Source organism: Pseudoalteromonas sp. S3785 (assembly GCF_005887365.1).
GTDB lineage: Bacteria > Pseudomonadota > Gammaproteobacteria > Enterobacterales > Alteromonadaceae > Pseudoalteromonas.
Genome location: NZ_PNCT01000048.1, coordinates 1 through 24493, shown reverse-complemented (window position 1 = coordinate 24493; position 24493 = coordinate 1). Strand labels below are relative to the sequence as shown.

Genomic DNA, 24493 nt, shown 5'->3' with positions numbered 1-24493 from the left:
CGTTTTATAGGTTAGCAATGCGGGGTTTACGCCTCGCTTTGATCTTCTTTATTTTTCTTTGCTTCTTCGTACCACAAATCCATAAAGCTCTCAGTTAACTTATGCTCAATCTCAAGGGCCTTATTAGTTGGGCAAAATAGCGTAAAGTTTGCTTTAAACTCCCCAAGCTCTGTAGTGCTAAAATGTATTACAGGTTCAGGTCCTGAAATTTTAGCATCTAACTTACGCTCTATCATTGAGTTGTAACGGCTTGCTACTTCTTCAAACTCTTCACAGTATTGCTTCGCTTTTTCGGTGAGTGATGCGTGAATAGGGTAAGGGTTAAAACTTTCTCTTCTTACTATTGTAAAGTGATGGGTGGCAAAACGTTTTACAAAATTTAAGTTTTTTATAGAGCTGGTAATAAGCTTGTTGTTGGGGATGTATATAGTTTTACGGGAAAATTGATAAGTGTGAATATCAATTTCATGCAAGGTGGTTTTTATCCAATCAGTCTCGGCCACTTCGCCAAAGTAATCACCTACTTGTATCCAGTCACCCACTCTAAATGGGCGCGTCGTAACAAGGTAAAAAAAGCCGATAACGCACTGTATAAACTCGCGAGTTGCAAGCACTATAGCCACCGCAAACGCAGCAATAGACAGGGCAAAATTTTGTATTTCGGTCGACCATACAAATAGCAGCGACAACACCATAACAAAATTAATAAAGTGCTTAATATTATGAGTGATGTAACGAATATCTTTTTCTTTTTTTTCAGCGCGGTTTCTTGCCAGTTTATCAACCAGTACTTTAAGTACGAAGGCAATGGCAAGCACGAATAGCGACACTAAAAAAGGGTGCATGAGTATGTCTTTAATCATAACGTCCAAATAGGAGAAGGGATATGCACGCTAAGTATATTGAGTAATCAATCCAATTAGAAAATTTAACCTACATAAAATAACGTATACCAATTGTGTTAGGTTATGAGTCATTTATAGCAGCAGGCAAATAGCGTGATAACAGGCATAAATTTCAATATGTAGTTACTCTACTTAAGATACTTATAATGCCGTTAGCGCTTTATTTAGCACGCCCAAGTGACTAAATATTTAATTTAGTTGCTATTACTTAGCAGCTAGGCTGTTTGCTGTGTAATAGAGACCTGCGCGTGTTTAGCGTGTTTTAGGCAAAACAATACAAGCTCAATAGCAGCGATAAAAATAAGTGTATAACCTAGGGTTTCTATGCCTTCCTCAATAATGTTTTTAACTACCCGAACGTAGTGTTCTCCCATCACTGAGTGCCAAAACTCACCCTTACCCATCATTCTCGAAAATGCGAGTAAGGTCACTAAGCCCGATAGGCAAATACCATAGCTCGGTGTTTGAGCATAAGCTTTTAAGGAGCGGTAGATAAAGCCTCGCTGAGTTTTTAAATAGAATATTACGCCCCCTAACAGCGTGTACACGATAGTTTGCCACGCGCCATCAAACACATACATATCTAGGTAAGTATCAAATTCTCTGACAAACATAGCAGCTGATAATGCAGCCAGTAACAAAGCGGCTATTTTAAGCTCAGAGTGAATGCGTGAGGCGTAGAAGAAAAGCAGGCAGCTCAAAAAGGTTAAAATATCTTGCATGTGTTCGGTTAGGGTTTCTTCACTGTAAAGTGCGTTTTGCTGTAAATCAAAGCCTTCAAGTTGAATTAAAAAAGCCACACCTGCTAAGCATAGTAAGTAAATAAACGATCGTAATAAGAACATATAAAAACCTAATTTGAGAACAATGCGCGGCAGTTTAATTGCAAAAATGGACAAAAGCCAAAGCATTCTCGAAACTTTTACGTTATTTATCTGTCTAAATTTTTCACTGTTAAATTAATAGGTTGGATGTTTGTTTTGTGTATTTATGATGTGTTATTTGTAACGCTATGAGTTGATTAATTGATCAATATACGTATAAACATGCAAGTATAAAAAAGCCCTTACGCAAACAGAGTAAGGGCGTTTAATGTTATAGGCCGGATATGCCTAGCGCATTGTTACAAACTCTTCAGAGCCTGTCGGATGCAGCGCAACCACGGCATCAAAATCAGCTTTAGTTGCGCCCATTTTCATTGCTACTGCAAAGCCTTGAATCATCTCATCAACAGCAAAACCAATGCCGTGTAAGCCAACAACTTTTTCTTCTGGGCCTACACATACCAGCTTCATTGCACACGGTTGGCGATGTTGCGTAACAGCTGTGTACATAGCGGCAAAGCCCGATTTATACACTTTCACGTTTTCTTCGCCGTGGCGAGCAATGGCTTCTTGCTCGGTTTCACCAATAGTGCCAATAGGTGGATGGCTAAATACAACGGTAGGTACAAGGCTGTAATCCATTTTTAAATCATCAGGGAGTTCTTTATTAAATAAACGCTCTGATAGGGTACGGCCGGCTTTAACAGCGACAGGCGTAAGTTCTATACCGTGTTCAATAATATCGCCTACAGCATAAATACCAGGTACATTGGTGTTTTGATATTCATCTACTTTTACATAACCAGAGCTATTTAGCTCAACCCCTGCTGCTGCAATGTTAATAACATCAGTGCTTGGCTCACGGCCAATAGCCCAAATTACTTGGTCAACGTTTTGACTGTAACCATTTTCAAAATGTATGGTTAAGCTACCATCGCTTTCTTTAACAATTTCTTTAGGCGAGCACTCAGTATGCAGTGTAGGGCCTTCTTTTTTCATGATCTCTACAAGGGTATCAACCAGTAGCGTATCAAAGTTACGAAGTGGCGCATGTTTACGTACAAATAAATGGGTTTCAGTGCCCAAGCCATGCAATACACCGGCAAGCTCTACAGCAATGTAGCCTGCGCCAATAACTGCAACTCGCTTAGGTTGCTCTGTTAATTCAAAAAAGCCATTTGAGTCTATGCCGTATTCTGCACCGGGTATATTAGGTGTGTGAGGACGACCACCTACTGCAATCAAAATATGATCAGCCGTGTAATGCTCGCCGTTTACTTCTACGGTTTTGCTATCAACAAATTTAGCAAACCCGTTAATTACGGTTACGCCATTGTTAGCTAAGCCGTTGTCGTACCCTTTATGAATGCGACCAATGTAGGCTTCGCGGCTTTCAACGAGTTTGCTCCAGTTAAAGTCTTTTACTTCTACGTTAAAGCCGTAATCAGGTGCATATAAATTAATTGCTTCAGCAACTTGTGCGCCATGCCACATTACTTTTTTAGGCACACAACCTACATTAACACAGGTGCCGCCCATGTGTTTTGCTTCGATAAGTGCTACTTTAGCGCCACGCATTGCCGCACGGTTAGCAGAGGCAATACCACCACTACCACCACCAATCGCAATGTAATCAAAATGCTGAGCCATGTTTTATCCTCAAAAAAATATTTAACTATAATGTGCCGATGATAGCATATGCTAAGTGCAAGTCACCCAGCGCGGCGCGCTAAAAAGCTGATAAATACAACAAACGAAATTGTTTATTATGCGGATCAGTTTCATTCTAAGCTATATTAGACCCATTAATGGAGGCTTGTATTTCATCGTTTTGCCCCAACTTCAAATTCATAGTCATTTAAATTGAGAAAATTCATGAGCGAAGCACAAACAAATCCACTCATTGGCCTAGAAGGCTTACCCCCGTTTTCAAAAATAAAGCCAGAGTACGTAGTACCGGCACTAAAGCACGGTATAGAGCAATGTCGTAAAGCCATAGATGAGGTGCTAGCGAAAGGCTCGTTTACATGGAACGATTTAGTATTACCCCTTGAAGAAGCGGACGATAAACTCTCGCGTATGTTCTCACCGGTATCGCACCTAAATTCAGTCATGAATAATGATGAATTACGTGAAGCCTACGAGCAATGTTTACCACTTATATCTGAGTACTCAACGTTTGTAGGGCAGCATCAAGGCCTGTACGATGCGTATAACACACTTTATAACAGCGATGAATTTAAGACACTGAGCACTGCACAGCAAAAAACCATTACCAACGCCCTACGTGATTTTAAACTCTCTGGCATTGCCTTATCGGCAGATGACAAAAAGCGTTACGGCGAAATTAGCACGCGCTTATCTGAACTGGCCTCTAAATTTGGTAATAATGTAATGGATGCTACGCTTGCATGGCATAAGCACATTACCGATGAAAGCCAATTGGCAGGTTTGCCAGAGTCGGCCTTGGCGCTTGCCAGCGAAACAGCTAAAAGCAAAGGCTTAGATGGCTGGGTATTTACGCTCGATTTTCCGTCTTACTTACCGGTAATGACCTATGCAGATGATCGTGAACTACGAAAAGAAACCTACACGGCGTTTTGTACGCGCGCTTCAGATCAAGGCCCTAATGCAGGTGAGTTTGATAACTCAGACATTATGAAAGAAGAGCTTGCGCTTCGCCACGAACTAGCGCAGCTGTTAGGGTTTAATAACTATGCTGAAAAATCATTAGCAACTAAAATGGCCGAGTCGCCAGCGCAAGTTTTCTCTTTTTTAGAAGATTTAGCAGCTAAGTCTAAACCTCAAGCAGAGCAAGAAGTAGCAGAGTTAAAAGCCTATGCTGAGCAAAAGCATGGTATAGCTGAACTAGAAGCTTGGGATTTTGGTTACTACAGCGAAAAGCTCAAGCAAGAAAAATACGCTATTTCAGATGAAGTATTACGTCCTTACTTCCCTGCGGACAAAGTGCTGAGTGGTTTATTTGAAACCGTTAATCGCCTTTTTGGTATTCAGGTAAAAGAAGTCAGCGATTTTGATACTTACCATAGCGATGTGCGCTTTTTTGAAATTTTTGATAGCAGCAATACATTGCGCGGCCGTTTTTACCTTGATTTATATGCACGCGAACGCAAACGTGGCGGCGCTTGGATGGACGACTGCATGGGCCGCAAAGTGCGAGCCAGTGGTGAGCTACAAACGCCAGTGGCGTATTTAGTGTGTAACTTTAACAAAGCAGTCGGTGATAAACCGGCGCTATTTACGCATGATGAAGTAACCACATTATTCCACGAATTTGGCCACGGTATTCACCACATGCTTACCCAAGTTGATGCCGCGCCTGTTGCGGGTATCAACGGCGTTGCATGGGATGCCGTAGAGCTACCGAGCCAATTTTTAGAAAACTGGTGTTACGACGAACAAGCACTGAGCTTTATTTCAGGCCATTTTGAAACCGGTGAACCATTACCAAAAGAATTACTTGATAAACTACTGGCTGCTAAAAACTATAATTCGGGTATGCAAATGCTGCGTCAAATTGAGTTTTCATTGTTCGATTTTAAAATTCACCACGACTACCAAGCAAATCAAGCGTGCCAAATTCAAGCGATTTTAAACGACGTTCGCAGCCGTACATCGGTTGTTAATCCGCCTGAATTCAACCGTTTTCAACATGGCTTTAGTCATATTTTTGCAGGCGGCTACAGCGCTGGTTATTACTCGTACAAGTGGGCTGAAGTACTCTCTGCGGATGCATTTTCTAAATTTGAAGAAGACGGTATTTTTAATGCCGAGACAGGTAAAGCCTTCTTAGAAAATATTTTAGAAAAAGGCGGCAGTGAAGAGCCTATGGCGTTATTTAAAAAGTTCCGCGGGCGTGAGCCAAACGTTGATGCGTTACTGCGTCACAGTGGTATAGCTGCATAAACAATTAGTTAACCTTATTAAGCGCCTATATGGCGCTTTTTTTATATTTTTTAATATATTGGACAATTGTTTTTAGTAATTTTAATCACCCGTACTATGCTTTGTATATACATAGCAAAATGGACTAGGGCATGGCAAAGTTGGTATTAACGATTGATGACGATTTGTATGTTCATCGAATTATTGAAGAGGCTTTAGCGGGCTTTTGTAAGCTTATTCACGCTAAAGATGGCGAACAAGGACTTAAGCTAGCCAAAAAACACACGCCCGACATCGTTTTACTCGATATAGAAATGCCCGGTAAATCAGGCTATGAAATTTGCCAAGCATTAAAAGCAGATGAGTCTACACACGATATACCTATTATGTTTTTGTCCTCTAAGGTGGAGCTTAACGATAGAGTAAAAGGCTACAGCGTAGGCGCGTCTGACTACATCATCAAACCCTTTAATACAGAAGAGCTTATGGCGCGTATTAAAGTGCTTTATGAGTACCGACAGCAATGCGTAAAACTTAAACATGATGTCGCTAAAGCACAAAACACAGCGGCAATGGCCTTAGCTGAATCGGGAGACATGGGCCGTATAGTAAGGTTTGTAGGACAAAGCTACCACTGTCATAATTTTCAGTCATTAAGCGAGCACTTACTTGCTTTTTTTACCCCGTTTAATTTAGATGTGGTCATTGTATTTTGGTATCAAGGGGGAAGCTATTTTTATAGTTTAGAAAGTGGTGTATGCCCACTCGAGCAAGAGCTTTTAGAGCAGCACCGCAATGCTAATCGATTTGTTGATATTGGTAGCAGCACCATTATTAACTACCCCAAAATATCTTTATTAATTAAAAATATGCCGGCTGATAATCGTGCTTTATACGGCCGCTATAAAGACTTATTCCCGCACATACTCGAGGTGACAAACGAAAAGGTCGTTGCAATGGACAGAAACGAAAATAGCTTTGAGCAAGCCACTCAAATTAGCACTGCTTTGCAAGATATCGTAAAGCAACTTACCAGCCAAAATGTTGTACAAAATGACTACACCAGACAGTTTATAGAGCAGCTGCATGAACTAAACTGCGCTATTAAACAAACACAAGCACAGGCAAACCCTGCAGATTTAACCTTATACATGTCTCAATTAGACGAAACTATGCAGCTGTTAGTGACCGCAAATAGTGATCTAGCATTTATAAAATACCAGCTTAAACAAGTAACCGAGAGCCGCAACGAATTATTGTGTAACCTGCGTAGTAAAGTAGAAGAAGCCAGCTCACATAGTCTTGCGCATCAAAGCGATATAGAGCTATTTTAGTGCGTTAACGCTTGTTATACTGCAGCCGAAATTTTTCGTCGGAGTGTGTAGTGGTTATTCAGTGTGCTTTTAAAGAGTGTCGCCCGTATTTAAATGAGCTTGAAACGCGTTTTAACTTAACCCAATGGGCGCAAAGTTGTAGCGGCTTTAGCCTATATTTTGACGAAACTGGCCTAAACCTACTAAAAACTGATGAACCTAAGCTCGGCGCTATAAACGTAGACTTTGTAACCGGAGCTGTGGCGCACAGGCGAAAATTTGGCGGCGGCAAAGGCCAATCAATCGCAAAAGCGGTGGGCCTGAATAAAGGCGCAACGCCTGTTGTACTTGATGCCACCGCAGGCCTTGGACGAGATGGCTTTGTGCTGGCCTCTCTTGGTTGCAAAGTAATACTGCACGAGCGTCACCCTGTGGTAGCTGCTTTATTGTTTGATGGCTTAAAACGTGCCTACGACGATGCTGAAATTGGCCCTTGGATGCAGCAAAATATGAGCTTAGTGTTTGGCTCAAGCCATACATTGTTAGAGCAATGCGAGAGCATGCCCGATGTAGTGTATTTAGATCCTATGTTTCCTCACCGTGAAAAATCAGCGCTAGTTAAAAAAGAAATGCGCGTATTTCAAGAGCTTGTTGGCGCAGACACCGACGCAGATGATCTACTTGATTTTGCCTATCCACTAGCTAGTAAGCGTGTTGTTGTAAAGCGCCCTGATTACGCCCCATTTTTAAATGACAAAACACCCAGCATGCAAATTAAAACAAAAAAGAACCGTTTTGATGTATATGTAAAAGCGGCCATGGTTTAACGGCATTTAGCGTGTTGATCGGGCTTTAAGGATCTAGGATCTTATTGCTGTTTTATGTTAGAATTCGCACAATTTTTTGGCATAGAAAAGTAGCACAGCAATGATCTTAGATGATATTCGCATCGTTTTAGTTAACACCTCACACTCTGGCAACATTGGTTCGGCGGCCCGCGCCATGAAAACCATGGGCTTATCAAAGCTTTATTTAGTAGACCCTGCTTGTGAAGTAGATAGCCATGCAAGCGCGCTTGCAGCCGGTGCTACCGATGTATTAGGCAATGCGGTTATTGTTGATACCGTGGCTGATGCCATTGCCGATTGTGCATTAACAATTGGCACAAGTGCACGCTCGCGCACGTTGTCTTGGCCTATGGTTGAGCCACGTGAATGCGGTGAAAAGCTAGTTGCTGAGGCGGTGAATGGCCCAGTAGCACTTGTATTTGGTCGTGAAAATAGCGGATTGACCAACGAAGAGCTACAACTGTGTAACTACCATGTATGCATTCCTGCAAATCCTGAATATAGCTCGCTTAATTTAGCTATGGCTGTGCAAACGCTAAGCTACGAAACGCGTATGGCGTTTTTAAATCAACAGCCAAAGGCAGAGCAAGCAGACGATGAGACTGCTTATCCTAGTTCAAAACAAACAGAGTTATTTTACGAGCATTTAGAACAGACGCTTGATAACACTGGTTTTATTATTAAGCAGCACCCAGGTTTAGTGATGACTAAGCTACGTCGTTTGTTTAACCGTGCGCGCCCAGAAGAGGCTGAGCTAAACATACTGCGCGGTATTCTTACCTCAATTAATAAATCTATTCCTAAGTAAGGTATAGCGATTGGTTATAAAAACCTGCGGGTAAATAACGAGCTAATACTTGACTAAAACACTCAGGTAATTACAATACACCTAATACTTGACCAAAAAGGTCAGGTATTAAAAATTTGTTAATAGAACAGGGTTCTTAATCAAATTTTTATCAAGTGATAATACTTGACTATTTTACTCTGGTAATTAAAATTTGCACTCTTTTGTGCGGGGGGCGTTATGAAGTTAACATCAAAAGGCAGATATGCCGTAACAGCTATGCTGGATGTTGCACTACATGCGAGTGTAGGCCCTGTAGCCCTTGCTGATATTTCACAAAGACAAGAAATTTCTTTGTCTTACCTTGAGCAATTATTTGCCCGTTTACGTAAGAATGGCCTAGTGAGCTCGGTTCGTGGTCCTGGCGGGGGGTACTTGCTAGGCCGAGAAGCCACGGTTATCTCTGTTGGCGACGTTATTAGCGCTGTAGACGAATCGGTAGATGCAACACGCTGCCAAGGTGCCGATACCGGGTGTCAAAGTGGTATGCGGTGTTTAACTCACAGCTTATGGTCTGATTTAAGCGCACGCATCGAAGAGTTTTTAAATAATATTACCTTAGCTGAATTGGTGGAAAAATCAGATGTAAAAGAAATTGCATCTCGCCAAGATAACAGCATCAATAATGCAATTAAGCAGTTGGAAAACATTCAAGTAAGCTGTCAACTATAAAGTTGACCTGCAGCGGAGAGAGAAATGAAGTTACCGATTTATTTAGATTACGCAGCGACCACGCCTGTTGATGAGCGTGTTGCAAAAGAAATGATGCAATGCCTGACAATGGACGGTAATTTTGGTAATCCTGCGTCACGTTCGCACCGTTTTGGTTGGCAAGCTGAAGAAGTAGTTGACCAAGCGCGTACTGACATTGCCGATTTAATTAATGCCGACCCACGTGAAATTGTTTTCACCTCGGGCGCTACAGAATCAAATAACCTTGCAATTAAAGGTGCAGCACAGTTTTACAAAAAGAAAGGTAAGCACGTTATTACCGCTAAAACTGAGCACAAAGCAGTAATCGACACATGTCGTGAGCTCGAGCGTCAAGGCTTTGAAGTAACCTACATGGACGTTGAAGAGAACGGCCTACTAGATCTTAAAAAGCTTGAAGAAACAATGCGTGAAGACACTGTACTTGTAAGCATTATGCACGTAAATAACGAGCTAGGTGTAATTCAAGACATTAACACCATTGGTGAAATGTGTCGTGAACGCAAGATAATGTTCCACGTAGACGCAGCACAAAGCGCAGGTAAAGTATTAATCGATGTGCAGCAACTTAAAGTTGACTTTATGTCGTTCTCTGCTCACAAAGTATACGGCCCTAAAGGCGTTGGTGCACTTTATGTGCGTCGTAAACCACGTGCTCGCTTAGAAGCGCAAATGCACGGTGGCGGTCACGAACGTGGTATGCGTTCAGGTACACTTGCAACGCATCAGCTAGTAGGTATGGGTGCAGCATTTAGAATTGCTAAGCAAGATTTTGAAAAAGATCACGCACATATCAGCGCATTACGTAAGCGCCTAATTGATGGCATTATGGCTGATATGGACGAAGTATACTTTAACGGCGCACAAGACCAATCTGTTCCAGGTATTGTGAATATCAGCTTTAACTTTGTTGAAGGTGAGTCGCTACTTATGGCAGTAAAAGATATAGCTGTATCGTCTGGTTCTGCGTGTACATCAGCAAGTTTAGAGCCTTCATATGTATTGCGCGCACTTGGTCGCAACGACGAACTAGCACACAGTTCAATTCGCTTCAGTATTGGTCGTTTCACTACCGAAGAAGAAATTGATTACACCGTTGAATTAATTAAAAACTCTATCGGTCGCCTACGCGAGATGTCTCCTTTGTGGGAAATGCATCAAGAAGGTATTGATTTAGATTCAGTTGAATGGGCTCACCACTAATACGTGTGAGCATCTACCGTAGCAGGTAATGAGGATAGAATTATGGCTTATAGTGATAAAGTAATCGACCACGTAGAAAACCCACGTAACGTGGGCGTTCTTGACAAAAACGACCCGTCAGTGGCAACGGGTATGGTTGGCGCACCAGCATGTGGTGACGTAATGAAATTGCAAATTAAAGTATCGTCTGAAGGCGTTATTGAAGATGCTAAATTTAAAACATACGGTTGTGGTAGTGCAATTGCTTCATCGTCACTGGTAACAGAGTGGGTGAAAGGTAAAACGCTAGACGAAGCAGCAACCATTAAAAACACTGATATCAGTGCAGAGCTTGAATTACCACCAGTGAAAATTCACTGTTCAATTTTAGCTGAAGATGCAATTCAAGCAGCAATTGCTGATTACAAAAGCAAACAAGCGAAGTAAGAGATACTCATGGCAGTGACATTGACAGATGCGGCAGCAAACCGCGTACAATCATTTTTAGCAAACCGCGGTAAGGGTTTAGGCCTGCGCGTTGGCATTAAAACGACGGGCTGTTCAGGTCTTGCTTATGTACTTGAGTTTGTTGATGAGCTAAACGAAGACGATGAAACCTTTAAAGCTAAAGGCGTTACTTTAATTGTGGATGCTAAAAGCTTGGTTTATATCGATGGCACAGAGCTTGACTACACCAAAGAAGGTTTAAATGAAGGGTTTAAATTTAATAACCCTAACCAAGCCGATGAGTGTGGTTGTGGCGAAAGCTTTACCGTTTAAGCTCAACTACCTTTGTAGTATTTATAAGCCCTGCCAGTAATTGTAGGGCTTTATTATTTGTGAATTATATTGGTTAAAGTTATGCGTTATTTTGAGTTATTTGCGATACCTGTTGATTATAATATCGACATGGCCACAATAAATAAGCACTACCTTGAGCTGCAACGCGCAGTACATCCTGATCGTCAGGCTAATGCGAGTAGTCGCGATAAGTTGATGGCTGTACAAAGCACGGCTGAAATTAACGATGCCCTACAAACACTTAAGCACCCAGTTAAGCGGGCCGAATATATGCTAAGTGAGTTAGGTGTTGATATTCGTGCAGAGCAACAAACACTGCAAGATCCAATGTTTTTAATGCAGCAAATGGAGCTGCGTGAAGAGCTTGAAGAGCTTGCATCGGCGAGTGACCCTGATACCGCAATTGCTAATTTTGAATCACAAATAAAACAATTAAAAGCCCAGTACAGTAATGAACTTGCCGAGCAACTTGCAAGTAACGATGAGGCGCAATATCAACAAGCTGCTGATAATATTCGCAAATTAAAGTTTGTATATAAATTGAAAGACGAACTTGAGCGCATTGAAGACAGTTTATTTGACGATTAATTACTTGCTGTAAAGCGAGCAACACGAGTTAAAAGAGCATTATGGCATTATTGCAAATTGCTGAGCCGGGGCAGAGCGCGGCACCACATGAACATAAATTAGCTATAGGAATTGACCTAGGCACCACAAATTCATTGGTAGCAACGGTACAAAGTGGCGAAGCCCGTACATTAACAGATGAGCTTGGTGCTGCCATGCTGCCATCGGTTGTACGCTATCAAGCCGGTGGTATAACAGTCGGTACAGAAGCTGCACAAGCAGCAACACAAGATCCTGCAAACACCCTAATTTCAGTTAAACGTTTTTTAGGTAAAACCCAAGCTGAAATTGAACAAAGTTATGGCCAGCTACCTTATCAATTTTGTGAAGACAACGGCTCACTAGCTATTCAAACAGAAGCTGGAAAAATAAGCCCTGTAACAGCCTCTAGCCATATTTTATCGGCATTAAAAGCACGCGCAGAGCAAAGCTTTGGTAACCAAGACATTTTAGGTGCTGTCATTACCGTACCGGCTTACTTTGATGATGCACAACGTCAAAGCACTAAAGATGCAGCCGAGCTTGCGGGCATTAACGTATTGCGCTTATTAAACGAGCCAACCGCTGCGGCAGTTGCCTATGGTTTAGATTCAGGCCAAGAAGGTATTATCGCTGTTTATGATTTAGGTGGAGGCACCTTTGATATTTCAATACTTCGCTTGCACCAAGGTGTGTTTGAAGTAATGGCTACCGGCGGTGACTCAAGCTTAGGCGGTGATGATTTCGATGCGTTATTGGTGGACTACTTTAAGCAGCAAACCGGTATTTCTACATTATCGCCTTCTGTGCTGCGCTTATTTATAAATAAAGCAAAAGCCTGTAAAGAAGCACTGAGCCAGTTCGCAAAAGTGAATGTAGTACTTGAATTTGACGAGCAAAAACATACCGTAGAAGTTACACGCGAGACTTTTGACGAGTTGGCTATGCCGCTTGTTAAAAAAACGCTTCGCTCGTGTCGCCGTGCGGTAAAAGATGCTGGCATTGAAAACGAAGAAGTGCTGCAGGTTGTTATGGTCGGTGGCTCAACACGTATGCCACTGGTTCGCAGCCAAGTGGAAAGCTTTTTTGAAAAGGAACCGCTTACATCTATCGACCCTGATCGCGTTGTGGCATTAGGTGCCGCATTACAAGCTGATGTATTAGTGGGCAACAAGCCTGATTCTGACATGCTATTACTTGATGTATTGCCACTGTCGCTTGGACTTGAAACGATGGGCGGGTTAGTTGAAAAAATAATTCCGCGTAATACCACTATTCCTGTGGCTCGAGCACAAGAATTTACTACGTTTAAAGATGGCCAAACAGCTATGTCTTTACACGTACTTCAAGGTGAACGCGAACTGGTTGACGATTGCCGCTCGCTCGCTAAATTTAGTTTAAAAGGCATACCGGCTATGGCTGCAGGTGCTGCACATATTCGTGTTACCTTTAAAGTCGATGCCGATGGCTTGCTGAGTGTATCAGCAATGGAAAAATCAACAGGTGTGCAAGCTGAAATACAAGTTAAACCTTCGTTTGGCTTATCTGATGACCAAGTGGCTAACATGCTAAAAGAGTCAATGAGCAACGCTAAAGACGATATGCAAGCACGCATGCTTAAAGAGCAGCAAGTTGAAGCTCTTCGTGTTATAGAAGCGCTAGAAGCATCACTTGCGACGGATGGTGATTTGCTTGATGATATTCAACTTGCTAATTTAAGAGCTGAAATAAGCGAGCTTGCTAAAGTGCGCGAAACAGCGACACAACCAAGTGATATTAAAGCCGCAATTGAAAAAGTAGATAACGCTAGCAGCGATTTTGCCTCGCGCAGAATGGATGCATCAATTAAAAAAGCCCTTACAGGGCAGTCAGTAGACAACGTTTAAAGAGGTTAGAATGCCACAAATTATTTTTCTTCCCCATCCGGAATTATGTCCTGACGGTGCAGCACTAGAAGCGCCACAAGGCGAAACAGTCCTTGATGTGGCCCTTAAAAATGGCATTAGTATCCCCCATGCATGTGAGAAGTCGTGTGCATGTACCACGTGCCACTTAGTAATTCGCGAAGGCTTTGACTCACTAGATGAAAGCGATGAGCTAGAAGACGACATGTTAGATAAAGCATGGGGCTTAGAGCCAGAATCTCGTTTAGGCTGCCAAGCAGTGATTAAAGATGAAGACCTAGTGGTTGAAATACCTAAGTACAATCTCAATATCGTTAATGAAGAGCACTAGTTTTTAATTAACGAAAATTTTTTAAAAGCCGCTGTTTTTACAGCGGCTTTTTTGTTTGTAAATTGTAGATGTGACGAGTAAAGCTCGTAAGTTATTTTGTAGACACGAAGATTGCTTGCGATATGTGTTATTACTTTAGATTATAAATATAGAAGCTGCGCTTCTCACGTGAGCAAGCTCAACGTCACAGTATATTAAAACGCTCACATCAAACTTGTAGATGCACAGCTTACTGGCGTGACGAGCAAAGCTCGTATGTTATTTTGTAGACGTAAATAGTTAGCCTTGGCTCTATGCCACGCATTAAAAGCTAACACCTTAAAACGTAATTTTGGAGGTTTATTTTGAGTAATCTAATTTTTTGTGACTCGTTTATTGATGGTGAATTTTACAAAACAAATAAACGTTTTAGCGTTGATGACCCCGCGACCGAAAAAAGCATTGTTGAAGTAAGTGATATAGATGAGCAAGGCGTTAATAGTGCAATAAAGGCAGCACAAGGCGCATTCATTAAATTAAAGTCAACCAACGCCTCTGAGCGAAGTGAGACGCTCATGCGCTGGTATGATTTAGTAATAAAACACAAGCAAACCCTTGCAGAGCTAATGACCAAAGAGCAAGGTAAGCCGCTTAAAGAATCATTAGGTGAAATAGATTATGGCGCTGGGTTTATAAAGTGGTTTGCAGAAGAAGCTAAACGCAGTTACGGCGATGTGATCCCCCCAACCGACGATACACATAGATTAACGAGCTTTAAACAACCTGTAGGCGTTGTAGCAGGTATCACACCGTGGAATTTTCCGGTTGCAATGGTGACGCGTAAAGCGGCGCCAGCATACGCTGCAGGCTGTAGTTTTGTGTTAAAACCTTCAGAATACACCCCCTTATGCGCACTAGCATTGGCGTATCTTGCCGACCAGGCAGGGTTTGTTAAAGGGGCTTTCAATGTGTTGGTTTCGCAAGATGCAAAAACAGTAGGCAAAATGCTGACAGACTCAGAAGTGGTGCGTAAGTTTACTTTTACCGGCTCTACTGGAGTGGGTAAACAGCTGCTTTCGCAATGTGCTGATACAATTAAACGTACATCTATGGAGCTTGGTGGTAATGCACCGTTTATTATTTTTGATAATGCCGATATAGACGAAGCAATTGAAGGCCTTATGGCGGCTAAGTTTAGAAACAGTGGCCAAGCTTGTGTAGCTGCAAACCGCATTTTTATTCAGCGCAGTATTTTAGATGAAGTGCTTGATAAAATTACCCCTAAAGTAGCCGCGTTAAACGTGGCAAATGGGTTTGATGATGGGGTAGATATTGGCCCGCTAATTTACCCTAAAGCCAAAGAGAAAGTGCAGCAGCTTGTGCAAGATGCACTTGATAAAGGCGCAAAGCTAATAGGGGATAACAGCGACTTAGGCGGCAGCTTTCAAACCCCGCTCATTGTGACTAACGTAACGACCGAAATGGATATATACCACGAAGAAGTATTTGGCCCGGTATTAACTGTTATTCCTTTTGATGAGGAAAGCGAGGTGCTAGCCCTTGCTAATGACGTTCCTTATGGCTTAGCAGCATATTTTTATAGCCAAAATATCAAGCAAATCTACCGTATTAGCGAAGGGCTAGAGTTTGGTATGGTTGGCGTTAATGAAGGGGTTATATCTAACCCTGTAGCACCGTTTGGAGGCGTTAAGCAATCAGGATTAGGCCGAGAAGGCGGCCATCAAGGGCTTGATGAATACCTTGAAGAAAAATACGTGTGTATCAAGGTTTAAGAAACGCTAAGACACTTAAACCATAAAAAATTGGTTTATTCAGCACGGTTTAGGTTACTAATAGCGATTCGCTTAATTAAGAGATCTATATTGCGCATTGGTACAGGTTTATAACTACAGGCTACCTTTTTATTGCTAGATATAGGCCTTAGTGCTACATTTACGGCATAATTTTTGTTTAAAAGTAATCAAAAATAAAAAGAATTTCTACTTGTAGAAATAACCCGTGTGTAAATGCCACCGCAAGGTGGCATTTTTTATAGTTAGAGAAAGTGGAGCTGACTTATTTTATAGGTGAATACCCTGGTAGCTTTGCTAAGTCAACAAAGTCTAATTGCTCGGCAATCGCATACTCTTTAATATAATTTTTATATACTTCAGATTCTACAAACACGGCAAAAATGTCCCGATCTAGGTGGTTTTCTTCAACCATACGTCCTAAAATTGTTAAACATTCACTCACCGGCTTTGCTTTTTTGTAAGGTCTATCTACGGCAGAAAGCGCTTCAAATATATCAGCAATAGCCATTAACCTTGCAGGTACCGACATTTGTTCTTTTGTTAATCCTTGCGGATAGCCTGTACCATCCAACTTTTCATGATGCCCAAGTGCATATTCAGACACATTACTCAAATGTTTAGGGAATGGCAGGGTGTCTAAAATATTTTTAGTTACATCCATATGGCGTTTCATAACGTCACGCTCGCCAAGGGTTAGTGTCCCCCTGCGGATTTGTAAATTTTCTACTTCATCTTCGCTCAGTAACGGGGTTTCTTTGCCGTTAATCGTTAAGTGGTAATGTGATGCGATGCGGTCTATATTGGCAACATCTTCATCGGATAAAAACTCCCCACCCACATTGACTCTTTGTAAAAATGCTCGATCTAAAGAAAGCTGTTTTAATTCAGTATCGAGTAGACGCTCAAACTGAAGCACTTCTATGGGTCTATTGAGCTTCATCGCAGAGATAATCTGCTTTTGATAACTTATTTCTAAATCACGTTTAATGACCTCAAATTTAGCATCAATGTGTTCAATACGATCAAAAATAGTTTCAAGCTTAGTCGACTTTTCCATTATGTGATCAGGGGTCGCTATTTTACCGCAATCATGGAGCCAGCCAGCTATATCTAGTTCATGTCTGTCAGCATCACTCATTACAAAGTCAGCCAAAGGGCCACGGTCAATATTATGGACGGCGTCAGCAAGCATTAAAGTAAGCGCAGGAACTCGCTTACAGTGCCCGCCGGTATGAGGTGACTTTTCGTCGATAGCCATCGCAATGGTTTCTACAAATTTAGAAAATAGCTCTTCCATTCCCTTAATAAGGGTTGAGTTTGTCAGTGATATGGCACCTAAAGAAGCGAATGATCGTATAAGTGTGACGAGCTCATCGCTATAGGTGATGATATTGTCATGTTGATCTTTCACATTGATCAGCTGAATCACGCCAATAATATCATCAGTATGATCTTTGAGCGGGATTGTTAGCATAGACTGTGTACGATACCCCGTACGCGCATCCATATTTCGCGCAGCGCTCATATCAAAAGGCAGTGCCGCATATACATCTGGAATATTAATAATTTCACCAGAGTTAACAGCATGAGCGACTATAGCCGTTTCGTTTTCTTTGCCGTTTATAAACAGATCTATATTAGGAAAGTTAACGGGCTCCCCTGAGCTTCCGCCTAGATAAAGGCCTAAAGATTTATTTATGACTGTTTCAAACTTAAGCTGTTTATCGTCTGTAATAGAGTAGATAGTACCTGCATCAGAATTAGAAATAGACATAACAACTTGCAAAATTTCTTCAAGAAGTTTACTTGCATCCTTTTCAGTTGTTAGCCTTATGCTAATATCAATAAAGTGATGAAGATTCGTTCTATCTTTAATGTACTCAGACATGTTGTTACTACTTTGTTTTGTGGATAAAGGCGCCATTCCAATCCTGTGCTAAATTTTGCAAATCGGTATTTTTAATTCGGTTAATAAAAATATGGTAAACGTGATCACTCAATAAGGCCGTTTCACTCAACTCTTCAAATAGTGTCAGAGCGAGTTGCCAATTTTTATTATTGTAGTGCTGCATAGCAGTGAACGACTTTTTAATTTCAGATAGCTGGCTTTCGCTTATCTCAGCTACAAAGTTTATAGGCTCATACAGCTTAGTTGCATTTGCTTTACCTACTACTTGTACTTTATCAATTAAGCGAAATGCAATATGTGGACAAGCAAGCATTGTTTCTTCAGTAACCAGAATAGCTACCCCGTAAAATTTGGTCAAGCTTTCTACTCTTGAGCCTAAATTTACTGCATCTCCAAGTACGGTATAGGCTTTTCTATAGACTGAGCCCATATCGCCAACATTCATCTCACCAGTGCTGATGCCCACACCAATACTCACAGCGGGAAGTTGCTGCTCGCTAAATGCTTTATTTAAGCTTGAAAGACCTGCAACCATTGCCAAGGCGGCTTCAACACTGTGCCTTGCATGCTCACTGTCTTCAAGCGGGGCATTCCAAAAAGCCATAATCATATCACCCACGTATTTGTCTATTGTGCCGTTATTATCAAAAATAACTTTTGTGGTTGCCGATAAGTATTGATTTAAATAATCACTTAATTGGTTTGGACTCATCCCTTCTGATAGCGCAGTAAAATTTCGTATATCAGCAAATAACACGGTCATATTTCGTTTTATACTTTGCTGAGTAAGTTGTTTTCGCTGGCGAATTAATTGTTCAATATGATCAGGGGGGACATATTGATTAAACATCGATTTTATTTTTCGGCTGTGCTTTAGTTCTGCTATTGAGCCAATAAAAACAAAGTAAGCGGCTAAAATAGAAATAAGTAATAGCGGCATAAATAGAGGCAGGCTAATTTTTTGTACTGACCACAAATAAAAATTAAGCAATATAACAAGCCCAGCCATACCCACTGAAAGTGTTACAATATAGCGCGCACTTTTACGAAAACTTAAAAGCGATAAGCTACAACCCACAAAGGTAATTAATAATAATGTGGCACCTAAAGCCCATGTAGGTTGAGTAGGTATAATCTCTGGGTGCAGTAGCCCTTCAAAAATATTAGCATGTACTTCTACCCCTGGGTATTGTAAACCCACAGGTGTGGCTCTTAAATCAGCTAAACCAATTGCAGAAGTCCCAATAAACGCTACGCTGCCCTCTAATTGTTGCTCAGTAACTTTTTTAGTTAATACGTCTGTGGCAGAGTAATACTTAAAGCTTTTAGCGCGGCCTTTATACGGGATAAAAATTTGCCCGTACTCATCTGTTTGTATCCAACGCTCATGAAATTTAATGCCTTCAAAAAAAGTCAAATCATCTTGGATGCTTGCACGCGTTTGAATACTATCTGCTAAGGTATATAAACGCGCAGCCTCAAGCGCAAGAGAGGGGTAGAGCTTATCATCTACTCGATTAACCAAGGCCGCTTTACGTATAAATCCATCGTTTTCACTATGGGCATTTATAAACCCGTTACCCGTGGCGCTACTTTGCAATGTAGGTATATTAACCGTAGCACCTAAAAATTGGGTTACCTGGGAGTTGCTTTGCTCGCTCTTTGGCCACACAACGCTCGAACTGGGTAAAGGGTTACGTTGTTTGTAAGCGTCGTTGTTTAACAAAAAACCTAATACGGTATCGTTACTATTAAGTGCTTTAGCAAAGGTGGCATCAGCGTCTACTTGGTGTTTAATATCATTTAACGCCAATTTATATGCACTCAATAAATCAGGGGCTCTTGATTGAATTTGGTTTACAGGGTTCACTTCTGGCTCAGAAAAAAAGATATCAAATGCGATAACTACAACCCCTGCCTCAGTGAGCTTATTTACTAAATCAGCCATTTTTGAGCGGCTCCAAGGAAAGCGCCCTTGTTCTAGCATCGTTTTTTCATCTATGTCGATAATCACAACAGTTTCGTCAAGCTGTCGAGGTGTATCAGGCAAAGTAAGCAATAGCCTAGAGTCGTAAATAATACCTTCGACCCTATTGAGCAGTTTGGCTAATGAACCACTAGAAAACAGCTCCACAGCCGCTATTAGCAGCGTAATGACTAAGCCTACAAATAGGTGGCGGTAAATTTTAGGGATATAAAGGCGAGAAATAACAGTTAATCCTTACTTGATATAAATTCAAATGATCGGCCTTCTCTGGCACATTCAATATTAATTTGCTCGCCATAATTTGCTTGTAGTTGTGTTTCTATTGCTAACAGCTCGTCATCGGTTCTTGCTGGATCGTGACTTATAATTGCTAAGTTTTTTATACAAGCGTCAACAGCTAATTCAGCTACTTGCTTAAATGTGCTATGCCCCCAGCCATGCTTGAGTGGAAGCTCTTCGGTGGTAAATTGTGCGTCATGAATTAACAAGTCAGCGCCTTTAATAAACTCAGCCCACTGGGCAAGGGTGGTGTTAACAACACCTGGTGGGGATAACTCGTTATCGGTTATATAAGCAATTTTTTTACCCTCAGCATGTACACAATACGCAGTGCCTCCACCAGGGTGATTTAACGGTGCGGTTAATACGTTAAAATTGTTAATAGTAAAGCTTTCTTGGGTAGCGAATTGAGTGTTTAAGGTAATGTTTGCAGGTAAGTCTTGGTAACTAACAGGAAAAAACGAGCCTGACATTTGCATCAAAACAGCCTGCTTACTTTGCTCATCTTCAACATCACCTACAACAATGGTTATATCGCGTTCGGCTTGGTAAATAGGCTTAAAAAATGGAAAGCCTTGAATATGATCCCAGTGGTTATGTGTTAATAGTATAGCTATGGGGGAGGCGTGCTTAAGAAGCATTTCACCAAGTTGTACGATACCCGTCCCAGAGTCTAAAATAAGGCTATCACCATTTTTTTGCTCAATATATACACATGAAGTATTGCCCCCAAATACATATGTATGTTCACCTGGGGATGGCATTGACCCCCTTACGCCATAAAATTTAACTTTCATGATTTAGGGTTCAATTCCATCTGGGTAAAAGTTAAATTTAGATAAGCTAACGTTATTAGAGCCGTTATTAAAGCATGTGCTATTAAGTATGATTTGATTGTTCGTTTGTAACAGCATTGACGTAAATTCATGCGTACCATCACATTGATCTGCTTGGTAATAACCCCGCATATTTTCTCCAAATAAGGTATCGATAGTGCCACCAGCTAATATGCGTGCGATTAACCCTTTTGAATCACTCATACCGCTAAGGATAATATTACCATTAGTGTCAATTGCTGCATCGTTCACTTTTGTGTCAGCACTTGAAGCGAGTTCATATTGCCCTATACCGCTAGTGGCAAAGCTTAAATCTTCGCTACCATCGGGTTGTAACTTAATAATCACTGCTAGGTTTGGCGTGGTGCCATCATTAGCTATTAAATAGAGGTTAGCCGCGTTATCGGCGAGTATTTTTGTTGCTCTGTTATTTATATCACTAAAGGAGCGGCTATCGGTATAGGTAAATATCTCGTTGGCATCATCGTCTATTTTTAGCATGGTTAATTGCGAGCTACTGCCAGATACTTGCTTACCTGCAATATATATATCTTTATTTGCGTCTATATAAAGCGTTTCAAAAAACTCATTTACGTTGCCATAGTAAGCACCGCTTGTACCAAAACTATTTTTTAATTTACCATCACTTTTTAACATGGTTGCAAACGAATTAGTCACACTCAAAGCATTAGTCGCTGTGCCTACAGCCACAATATAGCCACTGCTATCGACAGCAACATCAGCAAAGCTAATATCGGTATTTAAAATGTCTACAGTGGTATAAATTCCTTCGTCAGCAAAGTTTTTATCTAGGTAACCGTCTTGGTCCACTTTTGCTATAAAGCCTTCTTCATTTAAACCGTTTATAAGTGTACCTGCAATAATAATACTACTATCGCTAAGCTCTTTTATTTTAATGGTTTTAAACGCAACATTAATATCTAGGGCTTTATTACCATCAAGACTAAAGCTGGTATCAATAACGCCTGCATTAGTATAGCGAGTCAACACTAGCTGATTGTTAGTATTAAGTTGCGTTACAGACGCCGTTAAGTACTTATCTGCGTGGGTGCCAGTTTGTAATTGCAATACATCCATTGATAGATCATTCGAGCTAATACTTAGATCGTTTATGCTTGTGTAGCCATCTATAGAAAAATCGGTGTTTAAATTTGCATTACTCGTTATTGACGTTATGAAAGGCTCATTAGATGAATCGTTAAACCTGCCGGATAGCCATAGCGTGCCATTTTCATCAATAGTCGATGCATTAGCAGTTTGATGACTGATAACATTGGAAATAATATTTATGCCTGAATTGCCGTAGCTAGTGTCTAGTGTGCCATCAGGTACAGAAACTCGTGCCGAAAATAGTTGCTCGTTGTGAGCATCATCAGTGGCTTCAATACCTGTAGTACCAGAGAGGATTATTTGATTGCTCAAAGGTGCGTACTTTACACCAGTAACTCGCGCACTGCCGTTACCTGAGCCCGAATTCCCATCAATATTGTAAATTGACATTTCTTCATTAATATCGTCATCATCGATATCGCCAAAGCGATCAACTGAAATCATAACCGCTTCTTTTTCACCAGATGAGCGAGTAAAATATCCCCCTAAATAGGCAGTAAAATTAACCGCGTCTATACCACCAATGGCAAGTAGCTCATCGTCACCTTCTTCGTCCGATAAATCTAATATAAGTGCATCGCCTGAGTTGAAGCTGCCGTTATTATTGCCATCAGGAGTAAGGTACCTAATGGTTGCATCTAAATCACCTTCTTCACCTATGGCACTACCTACTACGAGTAAATCAGAGTTACCAAAGTTTTTAATAGCGTGTGATTCATCATCACGGTTTTCACCACTTACATCCACTATACCGGGGCTGCCTGATTCGTAAGCAAGCGTCGATACATCAAATTTAAGAAATAAACTGTCTTTGTCTGAGCCATTGATTGAGTAACCAACGCCTTGTATTTTATTATCGGTAAACTCAAGGTCGTTTATTGCAGATTCACTCGCAAGCGTTGTACATTTAGTACCTGAGTTGCCGTCACCTGAATTTGTACTAACAATACCTGTTACACTCATTTTTAATAAACATGCTTCAGTTTCTGAGCCATTAAAGCTTGAATAACCTATAAATAACTCACCATTGCCAGAGATAATAGCGGTACCTTTTTCATCTTCACCCAGATCTATCGTTTTAAAGCCGCTGCTATTAAATGCAGTGTTTAAATCGCCCATATTGGTATAAGAAACAACAATAATATCTGTATCTGTGTTGTTATTGTAACCCACGAAATAAAGGTTAGTGTTAAGCTCAATGCTATCGTTAAATTCACCATTTGAAAAAACGCTCGAGAGGTCTAGCTGTTCGCTAAGTGCTCGTCCAAATGTTTCATCCTCGACAGGAATTAGCGGGTCTTCTTCATCTGTAATATTTACATTAATGGTTATTGTAGTCGTTTCATTTGGAGAGCCATTATCAGTAATATCGACATTCACAGTGTGTTGTGTCGCTGTTTCAAAATTAAACGCGTTGCTACCGTTTACGGTTAATAATCCACTATTACTATCAATATTAAATAATAAGGTTTCGCCACCGCTTAAGCTAAAAGTGAGGCTGTTATTTTCAATGTCAGACGCTGTAATCGTACCAATTGTCTCTTCATCTATAGCATTTTCACCGATAGAAAAAGTTTGGTCTACTGCTGTTGGCGCATCGTTAATTGCTACTATTGTAATAGTCAAATTACCTTGCACCTCATCAGTGCCATCACTCAACGTGTAGGTAAGTGTTGCTATGCTTTCACTATTTAAGGCGGGGGTATATTTAATTTCATTATTTTCAACACTCGCTGTACCAATATCCGCTATAACGGCTGTTATAGTTAAGGTATCGGTTGCATCTGCATCGCTGTCATTGCTTATAACGTCAATTGTAGTTTCAGGGGCATCTTCATTTAACGTTGCTGAATCAGGCTGTGCAACAGGTGCGTCATTCACAGGGGTTACGTTAATAGTTAATGTTCCTGGTGCTGTGTCTGTACCATCGCTCAGTGTATAATTTACGATCACTTGGCCATTAAAGTTAGTTTCTGGCGTGTATATAACGTCGTTGCCAGAGCTCGAAATACCGCCCACATTAGTACTTACGGAAGTAATAGAGAGTGTATCGTTTTCTGTATCAGTATCATTACTTAATACATTAATACTTGTTGCGGCGGCATCTTCTAAAATAGTGGCCGTGTCGGGATTTGCTACCGGCGCATCGTTCACAGGTGTAACCGTAATAGTTAATACGCCATTAGCTGTATCAGTGCCATCACTTAGGGTGTAATTTACTGTGGCTTGACCATTAAAATTGGCCTCTGGCGTGTAAATCACATCATTACCCGCGCTTGTTACTGTACCTGATGTGGCAGTAACAGCACTAATAGAAAGTATATCGTTTTCTGCGTCTGTATCATTACTTAATACGTTTATGCTTGTTGCAGCGGCATCT

19 protein-coding genes are annotated in these 24493 nt (G+C 41.1%); 12 read left to right on the top strand and 7 right to left on the bottom strand.

Annotated elements, in window-relative coordinates; genetic code table 11:
- Nucleotides 1–26: 26 nt before the first annotated feature.
- From CWC17_RS12350 to gorA, 3 genes are all read right to left on the bottom strand, one after another.
- Complete coding sequence (locus tag CWC17_RS12350; RefSeq protein ID WP_138613118.1) at nucleotides 27–863, bottom strand: mechanosensitive ion channel family protein; 837 nt, start codon at nucleotides 861–863, stop codon at nucleotides 27–29.
- Between the two features lie 257 nt (nucleotides 864–1120).
- Nucleotides 1121–1750, bottom strand: coding sequence for a hypothetical protein (locus tag CWC17_RS12345; RefSeq protein ID WP_138541312.1), 630 nt, complete (start codon nucleotides 1748–1750; stop codon nucleotides 1121–1123).
- Between the two features lie 267 nt (nucleotides 1751–2017).
- On the bottom strand, nucleotides 2018–3379 hold the full coding sequence (gorA, locus tag CWC17_RS12340; protein ID WP_138613116.1) for a glutathione-disulfide reductase: 1362 nt from the start codon (nucleotides 3377–3379) through the stop codon (nucleotides 2018–2020).
- A 225-nt stretch (nucleotides 3380–3604) separates the two neighbouring features.
- Between gorA and prlC the strand changes: the two genes are divergently transcribed.
- From prlC to CWC17_RS12280, 12 genes are all read left to right on the top strand, one after another.
- Nucleotides 3605–5656, top strand: coding sequence for an oligopeptidase A (gene prlC, locus CWC17_RS12335; RefSeq protein WP_138613114.1), 2052 nt, complete (start codon nucleotides 3605–3607; stop codon nucleotides 5654–5656).
- 131 nt (nucleotides 5657–5787) lie between these two features.
- Nucleotides 5788–6969: a response regulator gene (locus tag CWC17_RS12330; RefSeq protein ID WP_138541309.1), complete on the top strand. Its 1182-nt coding sequence runs from the start codon at nucleotides 5788–5790 to the stop codon at nucleotides 6967–6969.
- A gap of 50 nt (nucleotides 6970–7019) precedes the next feature.
- On the top strand, nucleotides 7020–7775 hold the full coding sequence (locus CWC17_RS12325) for a class I SAM-dependent methyltransferase (RefSeq protein ID WP_055014635.1): 756 nt from the start codon (nucleotides 7020–7022) through the stop codon (nucleotides 7773–7775).
- 100 nt (nucleotides 7776–7875) lie between these two features.
- Nucleotides 7876–8604, top strand: a complete 729-nt coding sequence (gene trmJ, locus CWC17_RS12320) for a tRNA (cytosine(32)/uridine(32)-2'-O)-methyltransferase TrmJ (RefSeq protein ID WP_138541307.1) — start codon at nucleotides 7876–7878, stop codon at nucleotides 8602–8604.
- 219 nt (nucleotides 8605–8823) lie between these two features.
- Nucleotides 8824–9315: a Fe-S cluster assembly transcriptional regulator IscR gene (gene iscR, locus CWC17_RS12315; protein WP_055016629.1), complete on the top strand. Its 492-nt coding sequence runs from the start codon at nucleotides 8824–8826 to the stop codon at nucleotides 9313–9315.
- A gap of 24 nt (nucleotides 9316–9339) precedes the next feature.
- Nucleotides 9340–10557 (top strand): IscS subfamily cysteine desulfurase, encoded by a 1218-nt coding sequence (locus tag CWC17_RS12310; protein WP_138613112.1) that lies wholly within the window; start codon nucleotides 9340–9342, stop codon nucleotides 10555–10557.
- A 42-nt stretch (nucleotides 10558–10599) separates the two neighbouring features.
- Complete coding sequence (gene iscU, locus CWC17_RS12305) at nucleotides 10600–10983, top strand: Fe-S cluster assembly scaffold IscU (protein WP_055016627.1); 384 nt, start codon at nucleotides 10600–10602, stop codon at nucleotides 10981–10983.
- A gap of 9 nt (nucleotides 10984–10992) precedes the next feature.
- Nucleotides 10993–11316, top strand: coding sequence for an iron-sulfur cluster assembly protein IscA (iscA, locus tag CWC17_RS12300; RefSeq protein ID WP_004585773.1), 324 nt, complete (start codon nucleotides 10993–10995; stop codon nucleotides 11314–11316).
- A gap of 81 nt (nucleotides 11317–11397) precedes the next feature.
- A complete protein-coding gene (gene hscB / locus CWC17_RS12295) occupies nucleotides 11398–11925 on the top strand; it encodes a co-chaperone HscB (protein ID WP_055016626.1) in 528 nt (175 codons plus the stop codon).
- A gap of 41 nt (nucleotides 11926–11966) precedes the next feature.
- Nucleotides 11967–13829 (top strand): Fe-S protein assembly chaperone HscA, encoded by a 1863-nt coding sequence (gene hscA, locus CWC17_RS12290; RefSeq protein WP_138613110.1) that lies wholly within the window; start codon nucleotides 11967–11969, stop codon nucleotides 13827–13829.
- Between the two features lie 10 nt (nucleotides 13830–13839).
- The gene (fdx, locus tag CWC17_RS12285) at nucleotides 13840–14178 is read left to right on the top strand and encodes an ISC system 2Fe-2S type ferredoxin (protein ID WP_055016624.1); all 339 of its coding nucleotides are present in this window, start codon (nucleotides 13840–13842) and stop codon (nucleotides 14176–14178) included.
- Between the two features lie 344 nt (nucleotides 14179–14522).
- Nucleotides 14523–15950 (top strand): NAD-dependent succinate-semialdehyde dehydrogenase, encoded by a 1428-nt coding sequence (locus tag CWC17_RS12280; protein WP_138613108.1) that lies wholly within the window; start codon nucleotides 14523–14525, stop codon nucleotides 15948–15950.
- Between the two features lie 283 nt (nucleotides 15951–16233).
- Here CWC17_RS12280 and CWC17_RS12275 read toward each other — a convergent pair whose 3' ends face one another.
- The 4 genes from CWC17_RS12275 to CWC17_RS12260 form a co-directional block, all read right to left on the bottom strand.
- Complete coding sequence (locus tag CWC17_RS12275) at nucleotides 16234–17859, bottom strand: HD-GYP domain-containing protein (protein ID WP_502704914.1); 1626 nt, start codon at nucleotides 17857–17859, stop codon at nucleotides 16234–16236.
- Nucleotides 17860–17866: 7 nt separating this feature from the next.
- Nucleotides 17867–20014, bottom strand: coding sequence for a CHASE2 domain-containing protein (locus CWC17_RS12270; protein ID WP_249935920.1), 2148 nt, complete (start codon nucleotides 20012–20014; stop codon nucleotides 17867–17869).
- 80 nt (nucleotides 20015–20094) lie between these two features.
- A complete protein-coding gene (locus CWC17_RS12265; RefSeq protein WP_138613102.1) occupies nucleotides 20095–20910 on the bottom strand; it encodes an MBL fold metallo-hydrolase in 816 nt (271 codons plus the stop codon).
- Between the two features lie 36 nt (nucleotides 20911–20946).
- A partial coding sequence (locus CWC17_RS12260; protein WP_138613100.1) for a cadherin-like domain-containing protein occupies nucleotides 20947–24493 on the bottom strand: 3547 nt, incomplete at its 5' end.